Origin of the sequence: Geobacillus stearothermophilus ATCC 12980, assembly GCF_030369615.1 — a bacterium.
Classification (GTDB): Bacteria; Bacillota; Bacilli; order Bacillales; family Anoxybacillaceae; genus Geobacillus; species Geobacillus stearothermophilus.
This window is the reverse complement of record NZ_CP128494.1, coordinates 2,738,250-2,756,997: the sequence shown is the minus strand read 5'-3', so window position 1 is coordinate 2,756,997 and position 18,748 is coordinate 2,738,250. Positions and strand designations below refer to the sequence as shown.

The window sequence follows — 18,748 nt, the reverse complement described above, 5'->3', positions numbered from 1 at the left end:
ATGTATGTTGGAGACGGAAGAGGAGGATGCGATGTATTTCGGCGGGCAGCTTGACGAAGAAAAAGTGTTTAAAGATCCAGTGCACCGATACATACATGTTCGCGACAAAGTGATTTGGGATTTGATCGGCACAAAAGAATTTCAGCGCCTGCGCCGCATCAAGCAGCTCGGCACGACATATTTGACGTTTCACGGCGCCGAGCACAGCCGGTTTAACCATTCGCTCGGCGTTTACGAAATTATCCGCCGCATCATTGACGACGTGTTTGTTGGCCGCGATCATTGGGATCATAGCGAGCGCCTTCTTTGCCTATGCGCGGCGCTCTTACACGATTTAGGGCACGGCCCGTTTTCCCATTCATTTGAAAAGGTGTTTCGTCTCGACCACGAAGATTTTACACAGGCCATCATTTTAGGCGATACAGAAGTGAACGCCGCCTTGCGCGAAGTGGGCGACGATTTTCCGCAAAAAGTGGCGGAAGTGATTGCCAAGACGTACCCGAATAAGCTCGTCGTCAGTCTCATCTCGAGCCAAATTGACGCCGATCGGATGGACTATTTGTTGCGCGATGCGTACTACACCGGCGTCAGTTACGGCTATTTTGACATGGAGCGCATTTTGCGCGTCATGCGCCCGCGCGAAGACCAAGTCGTCATCAAACGAAGCGGCATGCATGCGGTCGAGGATTACATTATGAGCCGCTACCAAATGTATTGGCAAGTGTATTTCCATCCTGTGACGCGCAGTGCGGAAGTCATTTTGACGAAAATTTTGCATCGGGCGAAAAAGCTGTACGAGGACGGGTATACGTTTGCGACGAAGCCAACCCATTTTTTATCGTTTTTTGCCGGCCATGTAACGTTCGGCGACTATTTGGCGCTCGATGAAGCGATCATCCTGTTTTACTTCCAGCAATGGCAATATGAGCGAGATCCGATTTTAAGCGATTTGTGCCGGCGGTTTGTCCACCGCCGCCTGTTCAAATATACGGAGTTCCATCCGACGAACGAGCAAATGGCGAAGCTGATCGAGCTGACCGGCTTGTTCAAAAAGGCCGGGATCGATCCAGACTATTACTTGGTCGTCGATTCATCGTCCGACTTGCCGTACGATTTTTACCGGCCGGGCGAGGAAGGCGAGCGCCTGCCGATTTATTTGTTGATGCCAAACGGGGAGCTGCGCGAGCTGTCGCGCGAATCGGTGTTGGTTGACGCCATTTCCGGCAAGCGGCGCACCGACCATAAGCTCTATTTCCCCGCTGATTTCCTGGAAGACTTGTCGACGAAGCGGACAGTGAAGAAAAAGATTATGGAAATTTTAAAGGGTTAGGAGATGACGGAGAGTGCTCACAGAGCATGCGAAAGTAATGAAGGCGTTGGCGGCCGCCGGGGAAATTGTCGGCCGCAAAAAGCTGCAAAAAATGATTTACATCGCCAAAAAGCTCGACTTTCCGTTTTATGAGAAGTTCGACTTCCACTTTTACGGCCCGTATTCGGAAGAGTTGACGTGCCGCATCGAAGAGCTGTGCGCGCTCGGCTTTTTGCATGAAGTGAAAGAGAAAAAGAGCGGCTATGTGCAATACCGCTATACACTGACCGAAGCGGGCGAACAGTTTTTGCGCCATTACGACTGGGAGATGCCGGGCCTTGCCGAATGCATGCAGGCGATGAACGGACAAAACGCACGCTTTTTGGAGCTTGTCTCCACGGTGCTCTATTTTGAACATTTGTCAAAAGATGAGGTAAAAGAGAAAATCGCTGTCGTAAAAAGCAAGCAGCGCTATACGGAGGACGAGATCGAAGAGGCGTATGCGTATATTGAGGCGCTGCGGAGCCGTTGCAACAAGGGCGCTTGTGTGTAGGGAAGATGAAAAACACTGTTTCAACACACCATCAGCTGGCCATAGACGAAAAGGTGTCCCATTGTTTCCGGGACACCTTCTTCTGGATTAATGCGGCAAAAACGCCAGCTGCAAAAAGAACAGCACGGCAAGCACGTACAGCAGCAACGGCACATCGCGCCAGCGGCCGCGGGCGATTTTTAAGAGCGGGTACGAGATGAAGCCGAGCGCGATGCCGGTCGCGATGCTGGACGTGAGCGGCATGCTTAAGATGATGAGAAAGGCTGAGAACGCTTCGTCCAGTTCGCGCCAATTGATATGGGCGATGTTGCTGATCATCAAGCTGCCGACGACAATGAGCGCTGGGGCGGTGATGGCAGAAAGCCCGGCGACGGCGCCGACAAGCGGGCTGAAAAAGGCGGCTGCGATGAACAAGACGGCGACCGTGAGCGCGGTCAAGCCGGTGCGGCCGCCGGCGGCGACGCCGGTTGACGACTCGATGTACGCCGATGTCGGGCTCGTGCCGAACATGGCGCCGATCGTGGTCGCGACGGAGTCGGCCAAGAGCGCCTCGCGGGCGCGCGGCAGTGTGTTTCCTTTCATCAGTCCCGCTTGCTGGGCGACGCCGATCATCGTGCCGGTCGTGTCAAAGAGCGTGACAAGCAAAAAGGAAAAGACGACAGCGTACAGGCTGTGGCTGATGACATCGCCAACGGCCGTCAATGGATTGGCGGCGACAAGCCCTTCCGGCAGCGACGGCAGCGAGACGATACCTTTGTCAAAGTGAAGCTGCCCGGTCGCGTAGGCGATGACGCCGGTCACGACCATGGCGTAAAAGAGCGCGCCGTTGACGCCGCGCATCATGAAAACGAGCGTCACCGCCAGGCCGATGAGCGTCAACACGGCCGACGGGGCATGCAAGTTGCCAAGCGCGACCAAATTTTGCGGATGGGCTTGGATAATTCCGGTCAGCCGCAGGCCGATAAAGGCGATAAACAGCCCGATGCCGGCGGTGATGCCATGTTTTAAGCTGTCGGGGATCACTTCGATCAGCTTGCTGCGGAGCGGGGTGAGCGACAGCAACAAAAACAGCAATCCCGCGACAAACACAGCGGAAAACGCGGTTTCGTACGAAATGCCGCCGTGCGAGCCGACGACGGAATAGGCAAAATACGCGTTCAGCCCCATGCCGGGGGCAATGGCGATCGGATAGTTGGCGAATATTGCCATCCAAAGCGTGCCGACGACGGTGGCGATGACGGTGGCGGTGAACGCCTGTTCAAACGGGACGCCGGCGTCTGATAAGATGATCGGATTGACGACGATGATGTACACCATGGTGAAAAAGGTCGTCAGGCCAGCGAGAACCTCTGTTTTGCGATTGCTGGCATGGTGCGGAAGACGAATCATAGGCAACCTCCTAAAGACGAACAATATGAAAGACAACTATAATAATATTCGTTTTTATTTCAAAAAGCAATGGGGACGCCCAATGGCGTCCCCCTGTTTGTTACTCCGCGTCGCTCAGCCGTTTTCCAGCGATGGCGTAATGGTCTTTCGTCATTTCTTCAATGAATACGACAACGCTCTCCCGTTTCGCCCCTGTCGTCTCGACGACGGCGTCCGTCACTTTTTCAACAAGCGCTTTCTTCTGTTCATCCGTGCGGCCGGCGAGCATTTTGATCGTGACATACGGCATCATCATTCCCCCCATTTCCTTGTCGAGTGCTATCACGCTTATTATACCATGGAACCGTGAAGTTCAGTCCACTTTTGGCGGTAAATCATGTATACTAAGGATAGTGAATACAGGGGAAAAGGAGTTAATCAAGTGGAACACATTTTGCCGTATTCGTTAAGCGAAATTCCGTACGTGCTGTTGACGCTGGCGCTGGCGTTTTCTGTGCATGAGTTCGCCCATGCCTACGTTGCTTACAAGTTCGGCGATCCGACGGCGAAAAACGAGGGACGGCTGACATTGTCACCGTTTGCCCATTTGGATTTGCTTGGAACTTTGCTGATCTTTCTCGCCGGGTTTGGCTGGGCGCGCCCGGTGCCAGTCAATCGCTTTTATTTCAAAAACCCGCGCCTTGCCGGCATTCTTGTCTCGGTGGCAGGGCCGCTAAGCAACCTCGCGCTCGCCGGGCTTGGATTTGTCATTTGGTACGCCATGATCGATTTCGGCATCATGCGGGCGCTGCCGGATTGGTTTGCGGCCGGGTTTGATCTGTTTTTCCAAATTTTTATCAGCTTGAACGCCGTCTTGTTTGTGTTTAATTTATTGCCATTTCCGCCGCTTGATGGGTATCGTATTATTGAAGACTTGGCCCCGGATGGGCTGCGGGCGAAAATGACGCAGTGGGAAACGTACGGGGCGCTCATTTTCCTTGTTCTCGTGCTGACGCCGCTCGATCGCTATACGATTGAGCCGGTGTTTCAAGTGGCGCTGCCGTTTGTGCTTGAGAACTTGCAGTCACTTGTGGCCAGCTTGTTTATGTAGGAAGGAGGAACAAGCGGATGGAGCAAAAAAAGAAAAAAAACATCGGCTTTAATATCATCAAAGACGACCCGACCGACGGGCACCGCGGCTTTGGCGCCGGGGCGTTGAGCCTAGAAAACGTGTCGCCGGTCATCATTGACGTCGAAGCGGGTGAAGCGTTCGTTGATATGGGGGCGATGCATGCCCGCAGCTCTGTTGAGCGCGGCATCAAGTTTTTGCCGGATCGCTCCGCCGTGCCAAACGGCAAGCCGTATTGGATCGTCTGGGTGACGATCGAGCGCCGCGAGGACGGTCCGTATTACGCCGGGGTGACGGCGTGCGAAATGACGGTCGACCGTGAGGCGCGCCGTGGTTATAAGTTATTGCCGGAACATGTGAACCGGCTCGATAAATCGCTGAAACGGCATATCATCGTCGATCATATGGACGCTAAGTCGAAGCGGGTGCTCGCCGACTTTTTGAAAGGCCACGACATCGGGATGTGGAACCGCTCGAGCGATGAACTGAAAAAAGGACTCGAAGGCGAATTGTGACGGTTTTGTGAACATGTTTGCCTAAGGGCTTGTTCTTATCTGGAAAAGATCCATGGGCAATGGTTTGCCCTCCACCCAGGGATGAAAATCCCCCTTTTCTTCCCATAATGAAGAATAGGCGCAAACAGTTTAACAGGACGTTATGCTTAATGGTGGCTTAGACCCTGTACGGAAAAGTGTTTGAATCCACTGGGTGCACCACCCATTGTCCGCCCTTTCCTGTGATAGAGGAAAGGTGACGACGAACGGAAAACTGCCGCATGTCTCCCGTGGATTCACTGTTTGCGCACTCGATCATCGAAAAGGAGGATTTTCATCATGGATGTCATCTATCCTCGCTGCGCAGGATTGGATGTTCATGCCGAAACCATCGTCGCCTGCGCGCTATGGGAAGAAGATGGACACATTCAAAAGGACATTCAAACCTTCTCCACGTTCTCGAAGGGACTTGGCGACCTGCTTGAGTGGCTCGAAGAACATGGCGTCACCCATGTCGCCATGGAATCCACCGGCGTGTATTGGAAACCGGTCTTCGCCTTCCTCGAGGGCTATGTCGACTTGACACTGGCCAATCCGCAGCGGATCAAAAATGTCCCGGGAAGAAAAACCGATGTCTCTGACGCCGAGTGGATCGCCAAGCTGCTCCGCCATGGACTCGTTGAAAAAAGTTTCGTCCCCCCAGCGGATATTCGCGAATTGCGGGATTTTACCCGCCTCCGCAAAAAGTGGGTCGGACAGCTGACTTCGGAGAAAAACCGGATTCAAAAAGTGCTCGAGTCTTCCAATGTCAAACTCGGCTCGGTCCTCTCCGATCTCTTCGGCGTTTCCGGAAAAGACATCCTCGCCCGGCTGCTGGAGAAGGGATACGTGGACAAGGACGAGTTGGATGAATGCCTGCGCGGAAGGCTCAAAAAGAAAAAGCAAGCGGTGTACGATTCGCTGCTCGGCACCTTGACCGAACACGAGCTCCGTCTCCTTCGCCTCTTGTGGAAACACGTTGAGGAATTGGAGCGGCTCATCGAAGAAGTCGACCAACACATCGACCGCCTGCTCGAGCCGTATCGCGAGGAAGTGAACCTGCTGATGACCATGCCCGGAGTGAAAAAACAAACCGCCGCCGTCATCATCGCCGAGATGGGAACCGACATGAGCGTCTTTGAAACGCCGGAACGGGCGGCTTCATGGACTGGATTGTCCCCCGGCAACCATGAAAGCGCCGGAAAGCGAAAGAGCACGCGCACGACAAAAGGCAATCCCCATCTCCGATCGGCGTTATGCGAGGCGGCATGGTCAGCAGCTCGATCCAAGACGCATCCCTTGTCCCGAAAGTTTTGGTCGTTGGCGGCCCGGTGCGGGAAGAAAAAAGCCCTCATCGCCATTGCTCGGCGGATGTTGGTGATCATCTTTTGCATGATCTCCCGCAAAGAGCCGTTCCGCCAACCACAACTTATTTAGTCTAGCCAAAAGGCAGACAGGTTATACGAGATGCCTAAAATCGGGCACCTCTGCTTTCCTATTGCCTTTTTTGGCCATTTTCAGTATACCCTCACGGATCAGGAGCGTATACCGCACTCACCAAGTGGTGGGGATTTTCACGGAAAAAAGGATAAACTAAATCTACATGTATAACACAGGAAAACTAGGACAAGAAAATCCCCTGCGGGCAAACGCAGGGGATTTTCTTGTTTAAAACCATGGAAACCATTTCTCGAACCAGCTTTTTCCGTCTTCTTTTTTCTTCTTCTCCTCTTTTACATGATCGGTGCAATAGTCAACTGGTTCTGTGCCAGCGATATAATACGTTTTCCGCTTCACTGGGCACGAATCGGTTGCCAGCTTGCCGTTTTGCGGGTCGATGTAGACACCGATGACGCCTTTGGTCGGCTTGAACGATTTTTTCGGCTCGCCGGCGAGGCTTTTCTCCATAAAGCGGATCCATATTTGTTTCGCGTATTGCTTTTCGTCAAAGCGGCTCATCGTTTCGCCGCGGTCGTAGCCGGTCCAGACGCCGGCGACCAACTGCGGGGCGAAGCCGATCATCCAGCTGTCCGTTTTCGTCGTCCCGGACTTGCCGGCGTACGGGCGCGTCATTTCATCGGCGATCGATTGCCCGGTGACGGTCGTATAGCCGTTAAGCTTTGGGTCGAACATTCCGGTCATTAAATGGGTCGTCACAAACGCTGCGTCGCGGTCGAGCACTTGCCGGCTCTCCGACTTATGTTCATACAGCACGTTTCCGTTCGCGTCGACGACTTTTTGAATAAACACCGGTTCGGTTTGTTTGCCGTAGTTGGCCAGCGTGCTGTACGCGGCCACCATGTCGATCACTTTCACGGGCGAGGTGCCAAGCGCCAATGACGGCACTGCTTTCAATCTGCTTGTAATGCCAAGCGCTTTCGCTGTTTCGACGAGTTTGTCGGCGCCGATAAACTGGAGCGTTTTCACCGCAAAGACGTTGTCGGATACAGCGAGCGCCTGAGCGAGCGTGATCGGGCCATTGGCGTAGTAGTCATTGTAATTATGGGGGGTGTACGACGATCGGCCGCCGTTAAACGTAAATGTCGTCAGCTCGCTGCGCAGTTGGGTCGATGGGGTGAATCCTTGCTTGATCGCCGCGTAATACAAAAACGGCTTAAATGTCGACCCTGGCTGGCGTTCCGCTTGCACAGCGCGGTTGAACGAGCTTTCTTCGTAGTTGCGTCCGCCGATGAGCGCCTTTACTTCCCCTGTGCGCGGATCCATGGCCACCAATGCCGCCTGGATGGCAGAATGGGGACTGATGACTTGCTTAACTTGTTCTTCGGCGATTCGCTGCAGGCGTCGGTCGAGCGTTGTGTAGACGCGCAGCCCCCCGAGCTCAATCGTCCGCTCATCAAAGCCAAGCTTCGTGCGCAGCTGCTGTTTCACAACATCTTGGAAATACGGGGCCACAGGCTGCTCTCGTTCGCGGTGGCGGATGTAAACGAGCTTGTCACGGTACGCCCGCTCCGCTTCTTCGCGGCTGATGTAGCCGGCTTCCACCATAGAGGTGAGCACGATTTTTTGCCGCGCTTTTGCCCGCGCCTCGTTGACAAGCGGCGAGTAGTAATACGGCCCTTTCGGAATGCCGGCGAGCATCGCTGCCTCGCTGAGCGCCAGCTCGCTCGCGTGCTTGCCGAAATAATAGCGCGCTGCTGCCTCGATGCCGTAGGCGCCATGGCCGTAGTAAATCGTATTTAAATAGCCTTCTAAAATTTTTTCTTTGCTGTAATTGGCTTCAAGGCGGATCGTGTACAGCGCTTCCTGGATTTTTCGCGACCACGTTTTCTCATGTGTTAAAAACAAGTTGCGTGCATATTGCTGGGTGATCGTGCTCGCTCCTTGCACTTTGTCCATGGCCTCGAGATTGGCGAGCACCGCGCCGGTGATCCGTTTCAAGTCAAATCCGTGGTGTTCGTAAAACTTTCGGTCCTCAACGGCAATCGTCGCCTCGATGACGTGCGGGGAAATGTCACCGAGATGAACCCAGTACCGCTTTTGTCCATGGTCGCTTTCCCCGATTTTGCGGCCGTCGTCCGCATAAAAAATCGTTGTTTGCGGCACGGCGACCGGCGGGGCGCCTTCGATTTTGGCAAACAAAATAAAGCTCCCGAGAGCGGCGAAGGCAAAGATGGCGAGAAAAAAGCCGATAAAGACGGCGGCGCGCACATATTTCCACGTGCCGCGAAAACGGCTGCCCGGGATCGGTTCCATTGCGCATCACCTCAACGGTTTTGGCGTTGTTTTAGACATGCGGGCGGACGCCTGGCTGGATGTGCCGCCTTGCTTTTGTCAAGGCTTCGCCAGCGAGGTTTTCCGCTTTTTCTTACCAGTATGAAAAAAAATTTTTTATTTTAAACTTGTTCCTCTTGCATTTTTGCTAGATTGCTCTATACTTTTTCGTGTTTAGTTTTTCGTTGGCTAAGGAAAACTTGTATAGTAAGCAACGCTCGGAGAAAGGATGTTACCGATGGAACTTTGGTTTACCGAAAAGCAAACGGAGCATTTTGGCATCACCGCACGCATCGTCCGCACTTTACATACAGAACAGACGCCGTTTCAAAAGCTTGATATGGTCGAAACGGCGGAGTTTGGCAACATGCTCATTTTAGACGGCATGGTGATGACGACGCAAAAAGACGAGTTCGTCTATCATGAAATGGTCGCCCACGTCCCATTGTTCACCCATCCGAAGCCAGAGAACGTCCTTGTCGTCGGCGGAGGCGACGGCGGCGTCATTCGTGAAGTGCTGAAACACCCGAGCGTCAAAAAAGCGACGCTTGTCGAAATTGACGGCAAAGTGATCGAGTATTCGAAAAAATACTTGCCGGAAATTGCCGGAAAACTCGACGATCCGCGCGTCGAAGTGAAAGTCGATGACGGGTTTATGCATATCGCGCAAAGCGAAAACGAATACGACGTCATCATGGTCGACTCGACGGAACCAGTCGGCCCGGCGGTCAACTTGTTCACAAAAGGGTTTTATGCCGGCATCGCCAACGCGCTGAAAGAGGACGGCATTTTCGTCGCTCAAACGGACAACCCGTGGTTTAAAGCGGACTTGATCCGCAACGTCTACCGCGATGTGAAAGAAGTTTTCCCGATTACCCGTTTGTATACAGCGAACATTCCGACGTATCCGAGCGGGCTCTGGACGTTTACGCTCGGCTCGAAACAATACGACCCGCTTGCGGTGAGCGACGACCGGTTCCATGACATTGAGACGAAATACTACACGAAAGAATTGCATAAGGCGTGTTTCGTTTTGCCAAAATTTGTCGCGGACCTAGTGAAATAAGGGGGCAGATCGATGCGTTTTGATGAAGCTTATTCAGGCAACGTCTTTATTGGCAGCCACCCGAACTTCGAAGAGAGCGAAGCGGTCATTTACGGCATGCCGATGGACTGGACGGTCAGCTACCGGCCTGGCTCGCGGTTTGGCCCGGCCCGCATCCGCGAAGTGTCAATCGGGCTTGAGGAGTACAGCCCATATTTGGACCGCGAACTCAAAGACATCCGCTACTTTGACGCTGGAGACATTCCGCTGCCGTTTGGCAATGCGGCCCGCAGTTTAGAGCTGATTGAGCAGTTCGTGAAAAAGGTGCTTGACGCCGGCAAGTTTCCGCTCGGCCTCGGCGGCGAACATCTCGTCTCTTGGCCGGTCATCAAAGCGGTGTACGACTATTACCCGGATTTGGCCGTCATTCACATGGACGCCCATACTGACTTGCGCGAACATTACGAAGGCGAGCCGCTGTCGCACGCGACGCCAATCCGCAAAGTCGCTGACTTGATCGGCCCGACGAATGTCTTTTCGTTCGGCATCCGTTCCGGGATGAAAGAGGAGTTTGAGTGGGCGAAAGAAAACGGTATTTACATCGCCAAGTTTGAGGTGCTTGAACCGCTCCGCTCCGTGTTGCCAAAGCTCGCCGGCCGCCCGGTGTATGTGACGATCGACATCGATGTGCTTGACCCGGCCCATGCCCCCGGAACGGGAACGGTCGATGCCGGCGGCATTACATCGAAAGAGCTGCTAGCCGCGATCCATGAGATCGCCCGCTCCGACGTCCGCGTTGTCGGCGCCGATTTGGTGGAAGTCGCGCCGATTTACGACCACTCCGAACAAACGGCCAATACGGCGAGTAAGCTTGTGCGGGAAATGCTGCTTGGTTGGGTAGGGAAGTGAAAAATGAGAAAAAGCGCCTAAATCGCAAGTTTGCGAGGTCGCTTTTTTGGTGGGACAAAAGATGCAGGAATATGAGCGTACGGAGGATCATAACATGTAATGTTCTTACAGAGAAAGGGAAGGAGGGAATGAAGATGGGCGTGAAGCTGATCAAAATTTCTGTTGTGTACTTTGTCATTGGCGTCTGTATTGGGCTTGGCATGTCGATGACCCATTCGTTTGCGCTGACCCCGGTCCATGTCCATATCAACTTGCTTGGCTGGACGGCCTTGACGCTTGCTGGCATCATCTATCATTTATTTCCACAAGCGGCGGCGGCGAAATGGGCGAAAGTGCATTTCTGGCTGCACAATATCGGCCTGCCGGTCATGATGATCGGTCTCATTTTCGTCGTTTACGGTAACGAAGCGTTCGTGCCGGTGACAGCGATTGGCGGGGTGCTCGTCGTGATAGGTGTCATTCTTTTTGCTATTAACGTGCTAAAAAATGTTCGGGCGTCATCATAAAATACCGATGGAACAAAGAGGGTGTCCCAAAAGGATCGGGACACCTTTTCTTATTACCGTATGTAGGCATAAAACAATCATTAAGATAACGATATGTTGTGTTTTGTTTAAGGAAAAACAACCTTTTGGGCCAGCCCTTTTTTTGCCCACTGGAGCGGAAATCTGCCATCGGGTTTGTCCCCTCTTGAATGGAGCGGAACAGTTCATTATACTATAAACTATGACTGTTTGTTCGCAAAGGTGTGTTCATCGATATGAAGGAAACAAACGGCATCCCGGCGCGCCTCCGCCAAGTGGCTGTCATTCGCGACGGTCCGCGCCAAGAGACGGTTGTGCTTGAGGCGGACGGGGTGTATTACATAAAAGGGGAAACAGGCTATTTGCAGTTTGAGGAGGAAAACGAACTCGGGCGGGTGAACAACATTGTGAAAATCGCGCCTGACGAGGTGACCATCCTTCGCTCCGGAGCGGTCGAGATGCGGCAAACGTTCCGCCGCCGGCAAGAAACGCCGGGCCATTACGGAACGGTGTTTGGGCGGTGGGCGATGGCGGCGAAAACGGATGCGATCGAGTTTCACTATGACGATAAGCGGAAGCGGGGGCGGCTCTTTCTCTCCTACGAGCTTTTCTTGCAAAACGAGCGGAGCGGACGCCATACGTTGACGTTGACATTTAAGGGGGTATAAGCCGATGAACATTGTCGGACAAATGAAAGAACAGCTGAAAGAAGAAATTCGCCAGGCGGCGGTGAAAGCCGGGCTCGTTTCGGCTGATGAGCTGCCGGACGTCTTGCTGGAGGTGCCGCGCGACAAGACGCATGGCGATTACTCGACGAACATCGCCATGCAGCTTGCCCGCATTGCGAAAAAGCCGCCGCGGGCGATTGCCGAAGCCATCGTCGGGCAGCTTGATCGCGAGCGCGTATCGGTGGCGCGCATTGAGGTGGCGGGGCCGGGATTTATTAACTTTTACATGGACAACCGCTATTTGACGGCGGTCGTGCCGGCGATTTTGCAGGCGGGACAAGCGTATGGCGAATCGAACGTCGGCAACGGGGAAAAAGTGCAAGTCGAGTTCGTCTCCGCCAACCCGACCGGCGACTTGCATTTGGGCCATGCCCGCGGCGCGGCGGTCGGCGATTCGCTTTGCAACATTTTGGCGAAAGCCGGGTTTGACGTGACGCGCGAATACTATATTAACGACGCCGGCAAGCAAATTTACAACTTGGCGAAATCGGTCGAAGCCCGCTATTTCCAGGCGCTCGGTGTCGATATGCCGTTGCCGGAGGACGGCTATTACGGCGACGACATTGTCGAAATCGGCAAAACACTTGCTGAGGAATATGGCGATCGGTTCGTCCACGCCGATGAAGAGGAACGGCTTGCTTTCTTCCGCGAATACGGCCTTCGTTATGAGCTCGACAAAATTAAACAAGATTTGGCCGCATTCCGTGTTCCGTTCGACGTCTGGTACTCGGAAACATCGCTTTATGAAAGCGGCAAAATCGACGAAGCGCTTTCCACTTTGCGCGAGCGCGGCTACATTTACGAGCAGGACGGGGCGACATGGTTCCGTTCGACGGCGTTTGGGGACGACAAAGACCGAGTCTTAATTAAGCAGGACGGCACGTATACGTACTTGCTTCCGGACATCGCCTACCACCAAGACAAGCTGCGGCGCGGATTTACCAAGCTGATTAACGTTTGGGGAGCGGATCACCACGGCTACATTCCGCGCATGAAAGCGGCGATCGCCGCGCTCGGCTACGATCCGGAGGCGCTCGAAGTCGAAATCATCCAAATGGTGAACTTATACCAAAACGGCGAGCGCGTCAAAATGAGCAAGCGCACCGGCAAGGCGGTGACGATGCGCGAGCTGATGGAAGAAGTCGGCGTCGATGCCGTCCGCTATTTCTTTGCGATGCGCTCGGGTGATACACATTTGGATTTTGACATGGACTTGGCCGTGTCGCAGTCGAATGAAAATCCGGTTTACTACGTCCAATACGCGCATGCCCGCGTCTCAAGCATTCTCCGCCAAGCGGAAGAGCAAAACGTGTCGTACGAAGGCGACCTCGCTTTGCATCATTTAGTGGAGACGGAAAAAGAAATCGAGCTGCTCAAAGTGCTCGGCGACTTCCCGGACGTCGTCGCCGAGGCAGCGCTCAAGCGGATGCCGCACCGCGTCACCGCCTATGCGTTTGAGCTGGCTTCGGCGCTCCATAGCTTCTACAACGCGGAAAAAGTGCTTGATTTGGACAACATCGAAAAAACGAAAGCCCGCCTCGCGTTGGTGAAGGCGGTGCAAATTACGCTGAAAAACGCGTTGGCGTTGATCGGCGTTTCCGCCCCGGAACAAATGTAACAGATGCAACAAAGGAGGGAAGCGACTACTTCCCTTTTTGTCTGGGCATCATAAGGAAAAACAACGATGGAGGATTTGCTTGTGAAAGAAGTGGTGCTGTCGCTTGTCACCGGCATCGTTGTCGGTTTTTTGTTCACGCTGTTCCGCCTGCCGATTCCGGCCCCTCCGGCGTTGGCTGGCATTGCCGGCATTGTTGGAGTGTATCTTGGGATGCGGCTGTTTCAATGGTTGACATTGTTTTGGAAATGAATAGAAGATACAGGATGGCCAACTGATTCAATCCCGGCCGGCGCCTGCAGCGATCTCACATCGCCAACATGGAGCCGGCCGGGTTTTTTGTTTGGCGGTTTCGGCCGGGATTCCTTTGCCCTTTTGTCCGGGCGTTCGTCCAAGCGCCGGGTTTTGCACGAAAAAAGGCTGATTTTTCCAAGTTCCTCCTCGGGGAAAGCCGCTGTTAGGCGGGTTGGTGATGAACATCGCCGGCTTTTTTCGTGTTGCCTACAACCAGGCGGAAATCAGCTGGGAAATCGATTCTTTGCCGCGGTCAAGGAGCGAACGCTTCCGCCAAAAATCGAGCGTCAGCGGCTCGGCACGCGTCAGGTCGCGTTGGATCGCCCGCTTGACCACCTGCGTGAACGCGCGGTCGAATACATAGCAGTTGATTTCGCCGTTGAGAAACAGACTGCGCCGGTCAAAGTTGGCGGTGCCGACATCGCACCATTCCTCATCGACGACAATCGTTTTGGCGTGGTAAAATCCTTGGTAAAAGCGGTAAATGCGCGCTCCGGCCTTCAGCATTTGATAAAAATACGGGTAAGCGGCCTCGCGGACAAATAAATGGTCCGCCCGCAGCGGCACAATGACCGTGACGCGCACCCCGCGCCGGATCGCGCGCATAAGCTCGTCAAACAACGGCCGGCTCGGGATAAAGTAGGGGCTGCCGATCATAATTTCTCGTTTTGCCTGCCGGATCGCATCGATATACTGCTCTTCAAGCGCGGCGCCGTCAGTCGCGACAAGCTGGTGGCGGATGGCGCCGGCGTGAAGGGGTGGGAAGTAGCGGCGTTTGTCAGCGACGGTTTTGCCCGTCGCCTCCTCCCAATCGTGCAAAAATTGTTCTTGCAAGTCGTGCACCCCTTCTCCGCTGATTTTTAAGTGATAGTCGCGCCATTCTCCGATGTTAGCGTCCTTTCCACTGTATTCGCGGCCGATGTTAAAACCGCCCATATACCCGACCTTTCCATCGATGACCGTAATTTTTCGGTGGTTGCGGCGGTTGAGGCGGTAAATGAAAAACGGAAAGCGCGGCGGGCGGGCGTAGGCGAATTCGACACCGCTTGCCTTCAGCGAACGGATGAGCGTTTTCGGCAACCCGAGGCTGCCGACCCAGTCCGTCAACAAGCGCACTTCCACCCCTTCCGCCGCTTTTTCCTTTAAAAGTTGGAAAAATGGCGCCGTCGTTTCGTCATGCTTGATGATATAAAACAAAATATGGATATGATCGCGGGCGCGGCGCAGCTCGGCAAAATAATCGGCAAATAAATGCCGTCCATTCACATACAAGGCCATATCGCTCCGCCGCTTTGGGTACACGACTTTTTTGCGCCCGTTGCGGAGGATCAGCCGGCCAAGCTTGTCATCAAGATAAACGAGTGCGAATATGATCACAATAACGGCAATGATGAGCATATTTTTCCCTCCTGTGCGTCGCTTCAGTACTTATTAATGTGTCCTACAACGCGCAAAAATAGCAGAGCGAACACCCGCTTCCGACCTGTCCGCGTTCTTCGCTGCTTGACGTTCCGCTGCACGGGCCCGGCAACGGCATGAGCATGATTTGGCATGGCGAGGAAGCGACATGGAGCGAACCGGGCGCCTCGCTCATCGCTGGCGCGTTTTCCCGGGTTGGGGAAACCAGCCATTTTTGAGCATATTTTGCGCACCTGCGTGGAAAGCGGGGCGCTGTTAGGCGAACGGATCCGGATGAATGCCATCCATTCGCCGCGCGTCTATATGCGGAGCCTTGCGACGCGCCATTCCCGCTCTGAGCTGTCGCCGGCGATCCGCGACGCCATTTCGGTCGTCAAAGCGGCCGGTTTTGATCTCGTCATTGTCGAAACGAGCGGGATCGGCCAGGGCGATGCCGCCATTACCGAAGTATGCGACGTTTCGATGTATGTGATGACAAGCGAATTCGGAGCGCCAACGCAGCTTGAGAAAATCGATATGATCGATTACGCCGATTTGATCGCCATTAACAAGTTTGAACGCAAAGGCTCGGAAGATGCAAAACGGCAAGTGCAGAAGCAGTATCAACGAAGCCATCAGCTGTTTGACCGTGATCTATCGGAAATGCCGGTATACGGCACGATCGCCAGCCAGTTTAACGACCCGGGCACGAATACGCTTTTTGTCGCACTTGTCGATACGATCAACCGGAAAACGGGAACGAACTGGAAGACGAATTTGAAAACCGTTGCCAACGTTGAAAAGCATAACGTCATCATCCCGAATGAGCGCCGCTACTATTTGCGCGAAATTGCGGAGACGGTCCGCTCGTACCACCGCCGCGCCGAGCAGCAAGTCGAGGTGGCCCGACGCCTCTTCCAAATCGAAGGGGCCATCGAAGCGGCGAAGGAACGGGACGAAGCTGAAGACGTGATCCGCGCGCTCGAAACGCTCAAAGCCGATTACGAAGCGAAGCTGACGCCCGAATCGAAGCGCATTTTGGCGACATGGGAAGAGACGAAAGCGAAATATGCGGCGAAGACATTCGTGACAAAAGTGCGGGACAAAGAAATTGTCACCGAACCTCTCTTTTGCTTTTTTCGCCAAATATGTAGCATAAACCCCGACAATTTGTTTATAATGAATGGTATGTATTCCACTTGCATTCATTTGTTTCATTATATAGAAGGGGAGTGCTGAACTTGAGCCTGCAGCAGCAATACTCGCCAGAGGAATTGCAGGAGATGTCGTTCGTCGAACTGGTGAACCTCATTTTGCTTGACAAGCGCGAGGCGCTGCCGTTCGACCAAATCGTCCGCGAAGCCGCGGCATTAACCGGCATGGCGGAAGACGACATCGCCGCGCGGCTTGCCCAATATTATACCGATTTAAACATCGACGGGCGGTTTATTTGCGTTGGGGAAAACGTCTGGGGGCTGCGTGCGTGGTATCCGTTTGACCAGACGGAAGACGAAACGGTGACGATCGTCAAGCCGAAGAAGAAAAAAGCGCTTGATGATGAATACGATGATTACGAAGAGTTGCTTGACGAAGAGGATCTCGATTACGACGATCTTGATGACTACGATGAGGAAGAGCTCGAGCTTGACGACGAAGAGCTGCTCGAAGACGAGGAATTCGATCTGGACGAAGACGTTGCTTTTGATGATGAGGACATTCTCGACGACGAACCGTTTGATTTGGACGATGAACCGCTTGACGAAGAGCTGGATCTCGAGGAAGCGGAGGAAGACGAATAACCGCTTGACTTTGTTTGAGGAACTCAGTACAATGTGTGTTGGGCTCTTGAAAAATGGACGAATTCATCAGTCGCTCCCTTACATATGGTAAGTGGAGCATTTTTTATTTGCCCTTTCGCAAACACTGTTATTGTAACTTCGGCAAGGGGGAAGACAAAATGACGAAATACATTTTTGTGACGGGCGGTGTCGTTTCTTCGCTCGGGAAAGGGATCACAGCTGCGTCGCTCGGGCGGCTCTTGAAAAATCGCGGCCTGAACGTGACGATTCAAAAGTTCGACCCGTACATTAACGTCGACCCGGGAACGATGAGCCCGTATCAGCACGGCGAAGTGTTCGTCACCGATGACGGCGCGGAAACGGATTTGGACTTAGGCCATTATGAGCGGTTCATCGATATTAATTTGAACAAATACAGCAACGTCACGACCGGGAAAATCTACTCCGCCGTCATCCGCAAAGAGCGGCGCGGCGATTACCTCGGCGGCACGGTGCAAGTCATTCCGCACATCACGAACGAAATCAAAGAGCGCGTCTTCCGCGCCGGCCGGGAAACGAACGCCGATGTCGTCATTACGGAAATCGGCGGTACGGTCGGCGACATTGAATCGTTGCCGTTTTTGGAAGCCATCCGCCAAATCAAAAGCGACGTCGGCCGCGAAAATGTCATGTACATTCATTGCACGCTTGTGCCATACATCAAGGCAGCCGGGGAAATGAAAACGAAGCCGACGCAGCACAGCGTGAAAGAACTGCGCAGCCTCGGCATCCAGCCGAACGTCATCGTCGTCCGTACAGAAATGCCGATGCCGCAAGAGATGAAAGACAAAATCGCTCTCTTTTGCGACATCGACCCGAAGGCAGTCATTGAGTGCCGCGATGCGGACACGCTCTATGCGGTGCCGCTTATGCTTCAAGAACAAAAGCTCGATCAAATCGTCTGTGAACATTTGCGCCTCAACTGCCGTGAAGCAGATATGACGGAGTGGAAAGCGCTCGTCGAGAAAGTGCGAAACTTGTCGAAAACGACGAAAATCGCCCTCGTCGGCAAGTATGTTGAACTGCCGGACGCCTACATTTCGGTCGTCGAGGCCCTTCGCCATGCCGGCTATGCATTTGATACGGGCATTGAGATCCAATGGGTGAATGCGGAGCACGTCACGCGCGACAATGTGGCGGAGTTGCTGAAAGACGCGGACGGCATTTTGGTTCCGGGCGGGTTTGGCGACCGCGGCGTGGAAGGGAAAATCGAGGCGATCCGCTACGCCCGCGAGCAGCGCGTGCCGTTTTTGGGCATTTGCTTAGGAATGCAGCTCGCCTCGATTGAATTTGCCCGCCATGTTGTCGGGTTGTCTGGCGCCCATTCGTCCGAGTTTGACCCGAATACGCCGCATCCGATCATCGACTTGCTTCCAGAGCAAAAGGATGTCGAAGATTTAGGCGGCACGCTTCGCCTCGGCCTGTATCCGTGCAAGCTGCAGGAAGGAACGCTCGCCTACGCTGCGTACGGCGATGAAGTCATTTACGAACGCCATCGCCATCGGTATGAATTCAACAATCAATACCGCCATCTATTAGAAGAGCATGGCTTCGTCTTCTCCGGCACGAGCCCGGATGGACGGCTTGTGGAAATTATCGAGCTGAAAGACCATCCGTGGTTTGTCGCCGCGCAGTTCCATCCTGAATTCACCTCGCGCCCGACGCGGCCGCAGCCGCTCTTCCGCGAGTTTGTCAAAGCGGCGCTGCAATCAAAAGAAGGATATGACGCCCTAGGCAAGGGGACGGTATAGCCTCCGGCGGCGCAGCAAGAAA

General features: G+C 53.8%; 17 protein-coding genes and 1 pseudogene. 14 read left to right on the top strand and 4 right to left on the bottom strand.

Annotation, left to right across the window (positions count from 1 at the left end; genetic code table 11):
- Window positions 1-31: 31 nt before the first annotated feature.
- Entirely contained in the window at window positions 32-1,330 is a 1,299-nt protein-coding gene (locus tag QSJ10_RS14965) for an HD domain-containing protein (RefSeq protein WP_053532568.1), read from the top strand.
- A gap of 13 nt (window positions 1,331-1,343) precedes the next feature.
- Window positions 1,344-1,862 carry a YwgA family protein gene (locus QSJ10_RS14960; RefSeq protein WP_033015432.1) on the top strand — a complete coding sequence of 173 codons (519 nt, stop codon included), beginning with the start codon at window positions 1,344-1,346 and terminating at the stop codon, window positions 1,860-1,862.
- An 87-nt stretch (window positions 1,863-1,949) separates the two neighbouring features.
- Here QSJ10_RS14960 and QSJ10_RS14955 read toward each other — a convergent pair whose 3' ends face one another.
- Window positions 1,950-3,251, bottom strand: a complete 1,302-nt coding sequence (locus QSJ10_RS14955) for an NCS2 family permease (protein ID WP_033015433.1) — start codon at window positions 3,249-3,251, stop codon at window positions 1,950-1,952.
- A gap of 100 nt (window positions 3,252-3,351) precedes the next feature.
- On the bottom strand, window positions 3,352-3,540 hold the full coding sequence (thmT, locus tag QSJ10_RS14950) for a 2-hydroxymuconate tautomerase (RefSeq protein WP_011232876.1): 189 nt from the start codon (window positions 3,538-3,540) through the stop codon (window positions 3,352-3,354).
- A gap of 132 nt (window positions 3,541-3,672) precedes the next feature.
- On the opposite strand from thmT, the gene QSJ10_RS14945 reads away from it, so the two are divergent.
- The 3 genes from QSJ10_RS14945 to QSJ10_RS14935 all read left to right on the top strand — a co-directional run bounded on the left by QSJ10_RS14945 (window position 3,673) and on the right by QSJ10_RS14935 (window position 6,329).
- On the top strand, window positions 3,673-4,341 hold the full coding sequence (locus tag QSJ10_RS14945) for a site-2 protease family protein (RefSeq protein WP_011232875.1): 669 nt from the start codon (window positions 3,673-3,675) through the stop codon (window positions 4,339-4,341).
- Window positions 4,342-4,358: 17 nt separating this feature from the next.
- Window positions 4,359-4,874 (top strand): YwhD family protein, encoded by a 516-nt coding sequence (locus tag QSJ10_RS14940; protein ID WP_011232874.1) that lies wholly within the window; start codon window positions 4,359-4,361, stop codon window positions 4,872-4,874.
- A 318-nt stretch (window positions 4,875-5,192) separates the two neighbouring features.
- Complete coding sequence (locus QSJ10_RS14935; protein ID WP_064213609.1) at window positions 5,193-6,329, top strand: IS110-like element ISGka2 family transposase; 1,137 nt, start codon at window positions 5,193-5,195, stop codon at window positions 6,327-6,329.
- A 231-nt stretch (window positions 6,330-6,560) separates the two neighbouring features.
- Here QSJ10_RS14935 and QSJ10_RS14930 read toward each other — a convergent pair whose 3' ends face one another.
- Window positions 6,561-8,606, bottom strand: coding sequence for a transglycosylase domain-containing protein (locus QSJ10_RS14930; protein ID WP_053532728.1), 2,046 nt, complete (start codon window positions 8,604-8,606; stop codon window positions 6,561-6,563).
- A gap of 256 nt (window positions 8,607-8,862) precedes the next feature.
- Here QSJ10_RS14930 and speE point away from each other — a divergent pair, with 256 nt between their 5' ends.
- The 6 genes from speE to QSJ10_RS14900 all read left to right on the top strand — a co-directional run bounded on the left by speE (window position 8,863) and on the right by QSJ10_RS14900 (window position 13,697).
- Complete coding sequence (gene speE / locus QSJ10_RS14925; protein WP_049624640.1) at window positions 8,863-9,690, top strand: polyamine aminopropyltransferase; 828 nt, start codon at window positions 8,863-8,865, stop codon at window positions 9,688-9,690.
- Window positions 9,691-9,702: 12 nt separating this feature from the next.
- Window positions 9,703-10,578 carry an agmatinase gene (gene speB / locus QSJ10_RS14920; RefSeq protein WP_053532729.1) on the top strand — a complete coding sequence of 292 codons (876 nt, stop codon included), beginning with the start codon at window positions 9,703-9,705 and terminating at the stop codon, window positions 10,576-10,578.
- Window positions 10,579-10,706: 128 nt separating this feature from the next.
- Window positions 10,707-11,084: a cytochrome-c oxidase gene (locus QSJ10_RS14915; RefSeq protein ID WP_080985699.1), complete on the top strand. Its 378-nt coding sequence runs from the start codon at window positions 10,707-10,709 to the stop codon at window positions 11,082-11,084.
- Between the two features lie 254 nt (window positions 11,085-11,338).
- A complete protein-coding gene (locus QSJ10_RS14910; RefSeq protein WP_033010742.1) occupies window positions 11,339-11,770 on the top strand; it encodes a YwiB family protein in 432 nt (143 codons plus the stop codon).
- Between the two features lie 4 nt (window positions 11,771-11,774).
- A complete protein-coding gene (gene argS / locus QSJ10_RS14905) occupies window positions 11,775-13,448 on the top strand; it encodes an arginine--tRNA ligase (RefSeq protein WP_049624643.1) in 1,674 nt (557 codons plus the stop codon).
- An 81-nt stretch (window positions 13,449-13,529) separates the two neighbouring features.
- Complete coding sequence (locus QSJ10_RS14900; protein ID WP_033010756.1) at window positions 13,530-13,697, top strand: XapX domain-containing protein; 168 nt, start codon at window positions 13,530-13,532, stop codon at window positions 13,695-13,697.
- A gap of 249 nt (window positions 13,698-13,946) precedes the next feature.
- On the opposite strand, the gene cls is transcribed toward QSJ10_RS14900, so the two are convergent.
- Window positions 13,947-15,137, bottom strand: a complete 1,191-nt coding sequence (gene cls / locus QSJ10_RS14895; protein ID WP_033010745.1) for a cardiolipin synthase — start codon at window positions 15,135-15,137, stop codon at window positions 13,947-13,949.
- A gap of 267 nt (window positions 15,138-15,404) precedes the next feature.
- Here cls and QSJ10_RS14890 point away from each other — a divergent pair.
- The 3 genes and pseudogenes from QSJ10_RS14890 to pyrG form a co-directional block, all read left to right on the top strand.
- Window positions 15,405-16,259: pseudogene (locus tag QSJ10_RS14890) on the top strand (methylmalonyl-CoA mutase); the annotation flags it as partial.
- 119 nt (window positions 16,260-16,378) lie between these two features.
- Complete coding sequence (rpoE, locus tag QSJ10_RS14885) at window positions 16,379-16,936, top strand: DNA-directed RNA polymerase subunit delta (RefSeq protein ID WP_033017340.1); 558 nt, start codon at window positions 16,379-16,381, stop codon at window positions 16,934-16,936.
- A 158-nt stretch (window positions 16,937-17,094) separates the two neighbouring features.
- Window positions 17,095-18,726 (top strand): CTP synthase, encoded by a 1,632-nt coding sequence (gene pyrG / locus QSJ10_RS14880; RefSeq protein ID WP_033017339.1) that lies wholly within the window; start codon window positions 17,095-17,097, stop codon window positions 18,724-18,726.
- The last annotated feature ends 22 nt before the right edge of the window (window positions 18,727-18,748 follow it).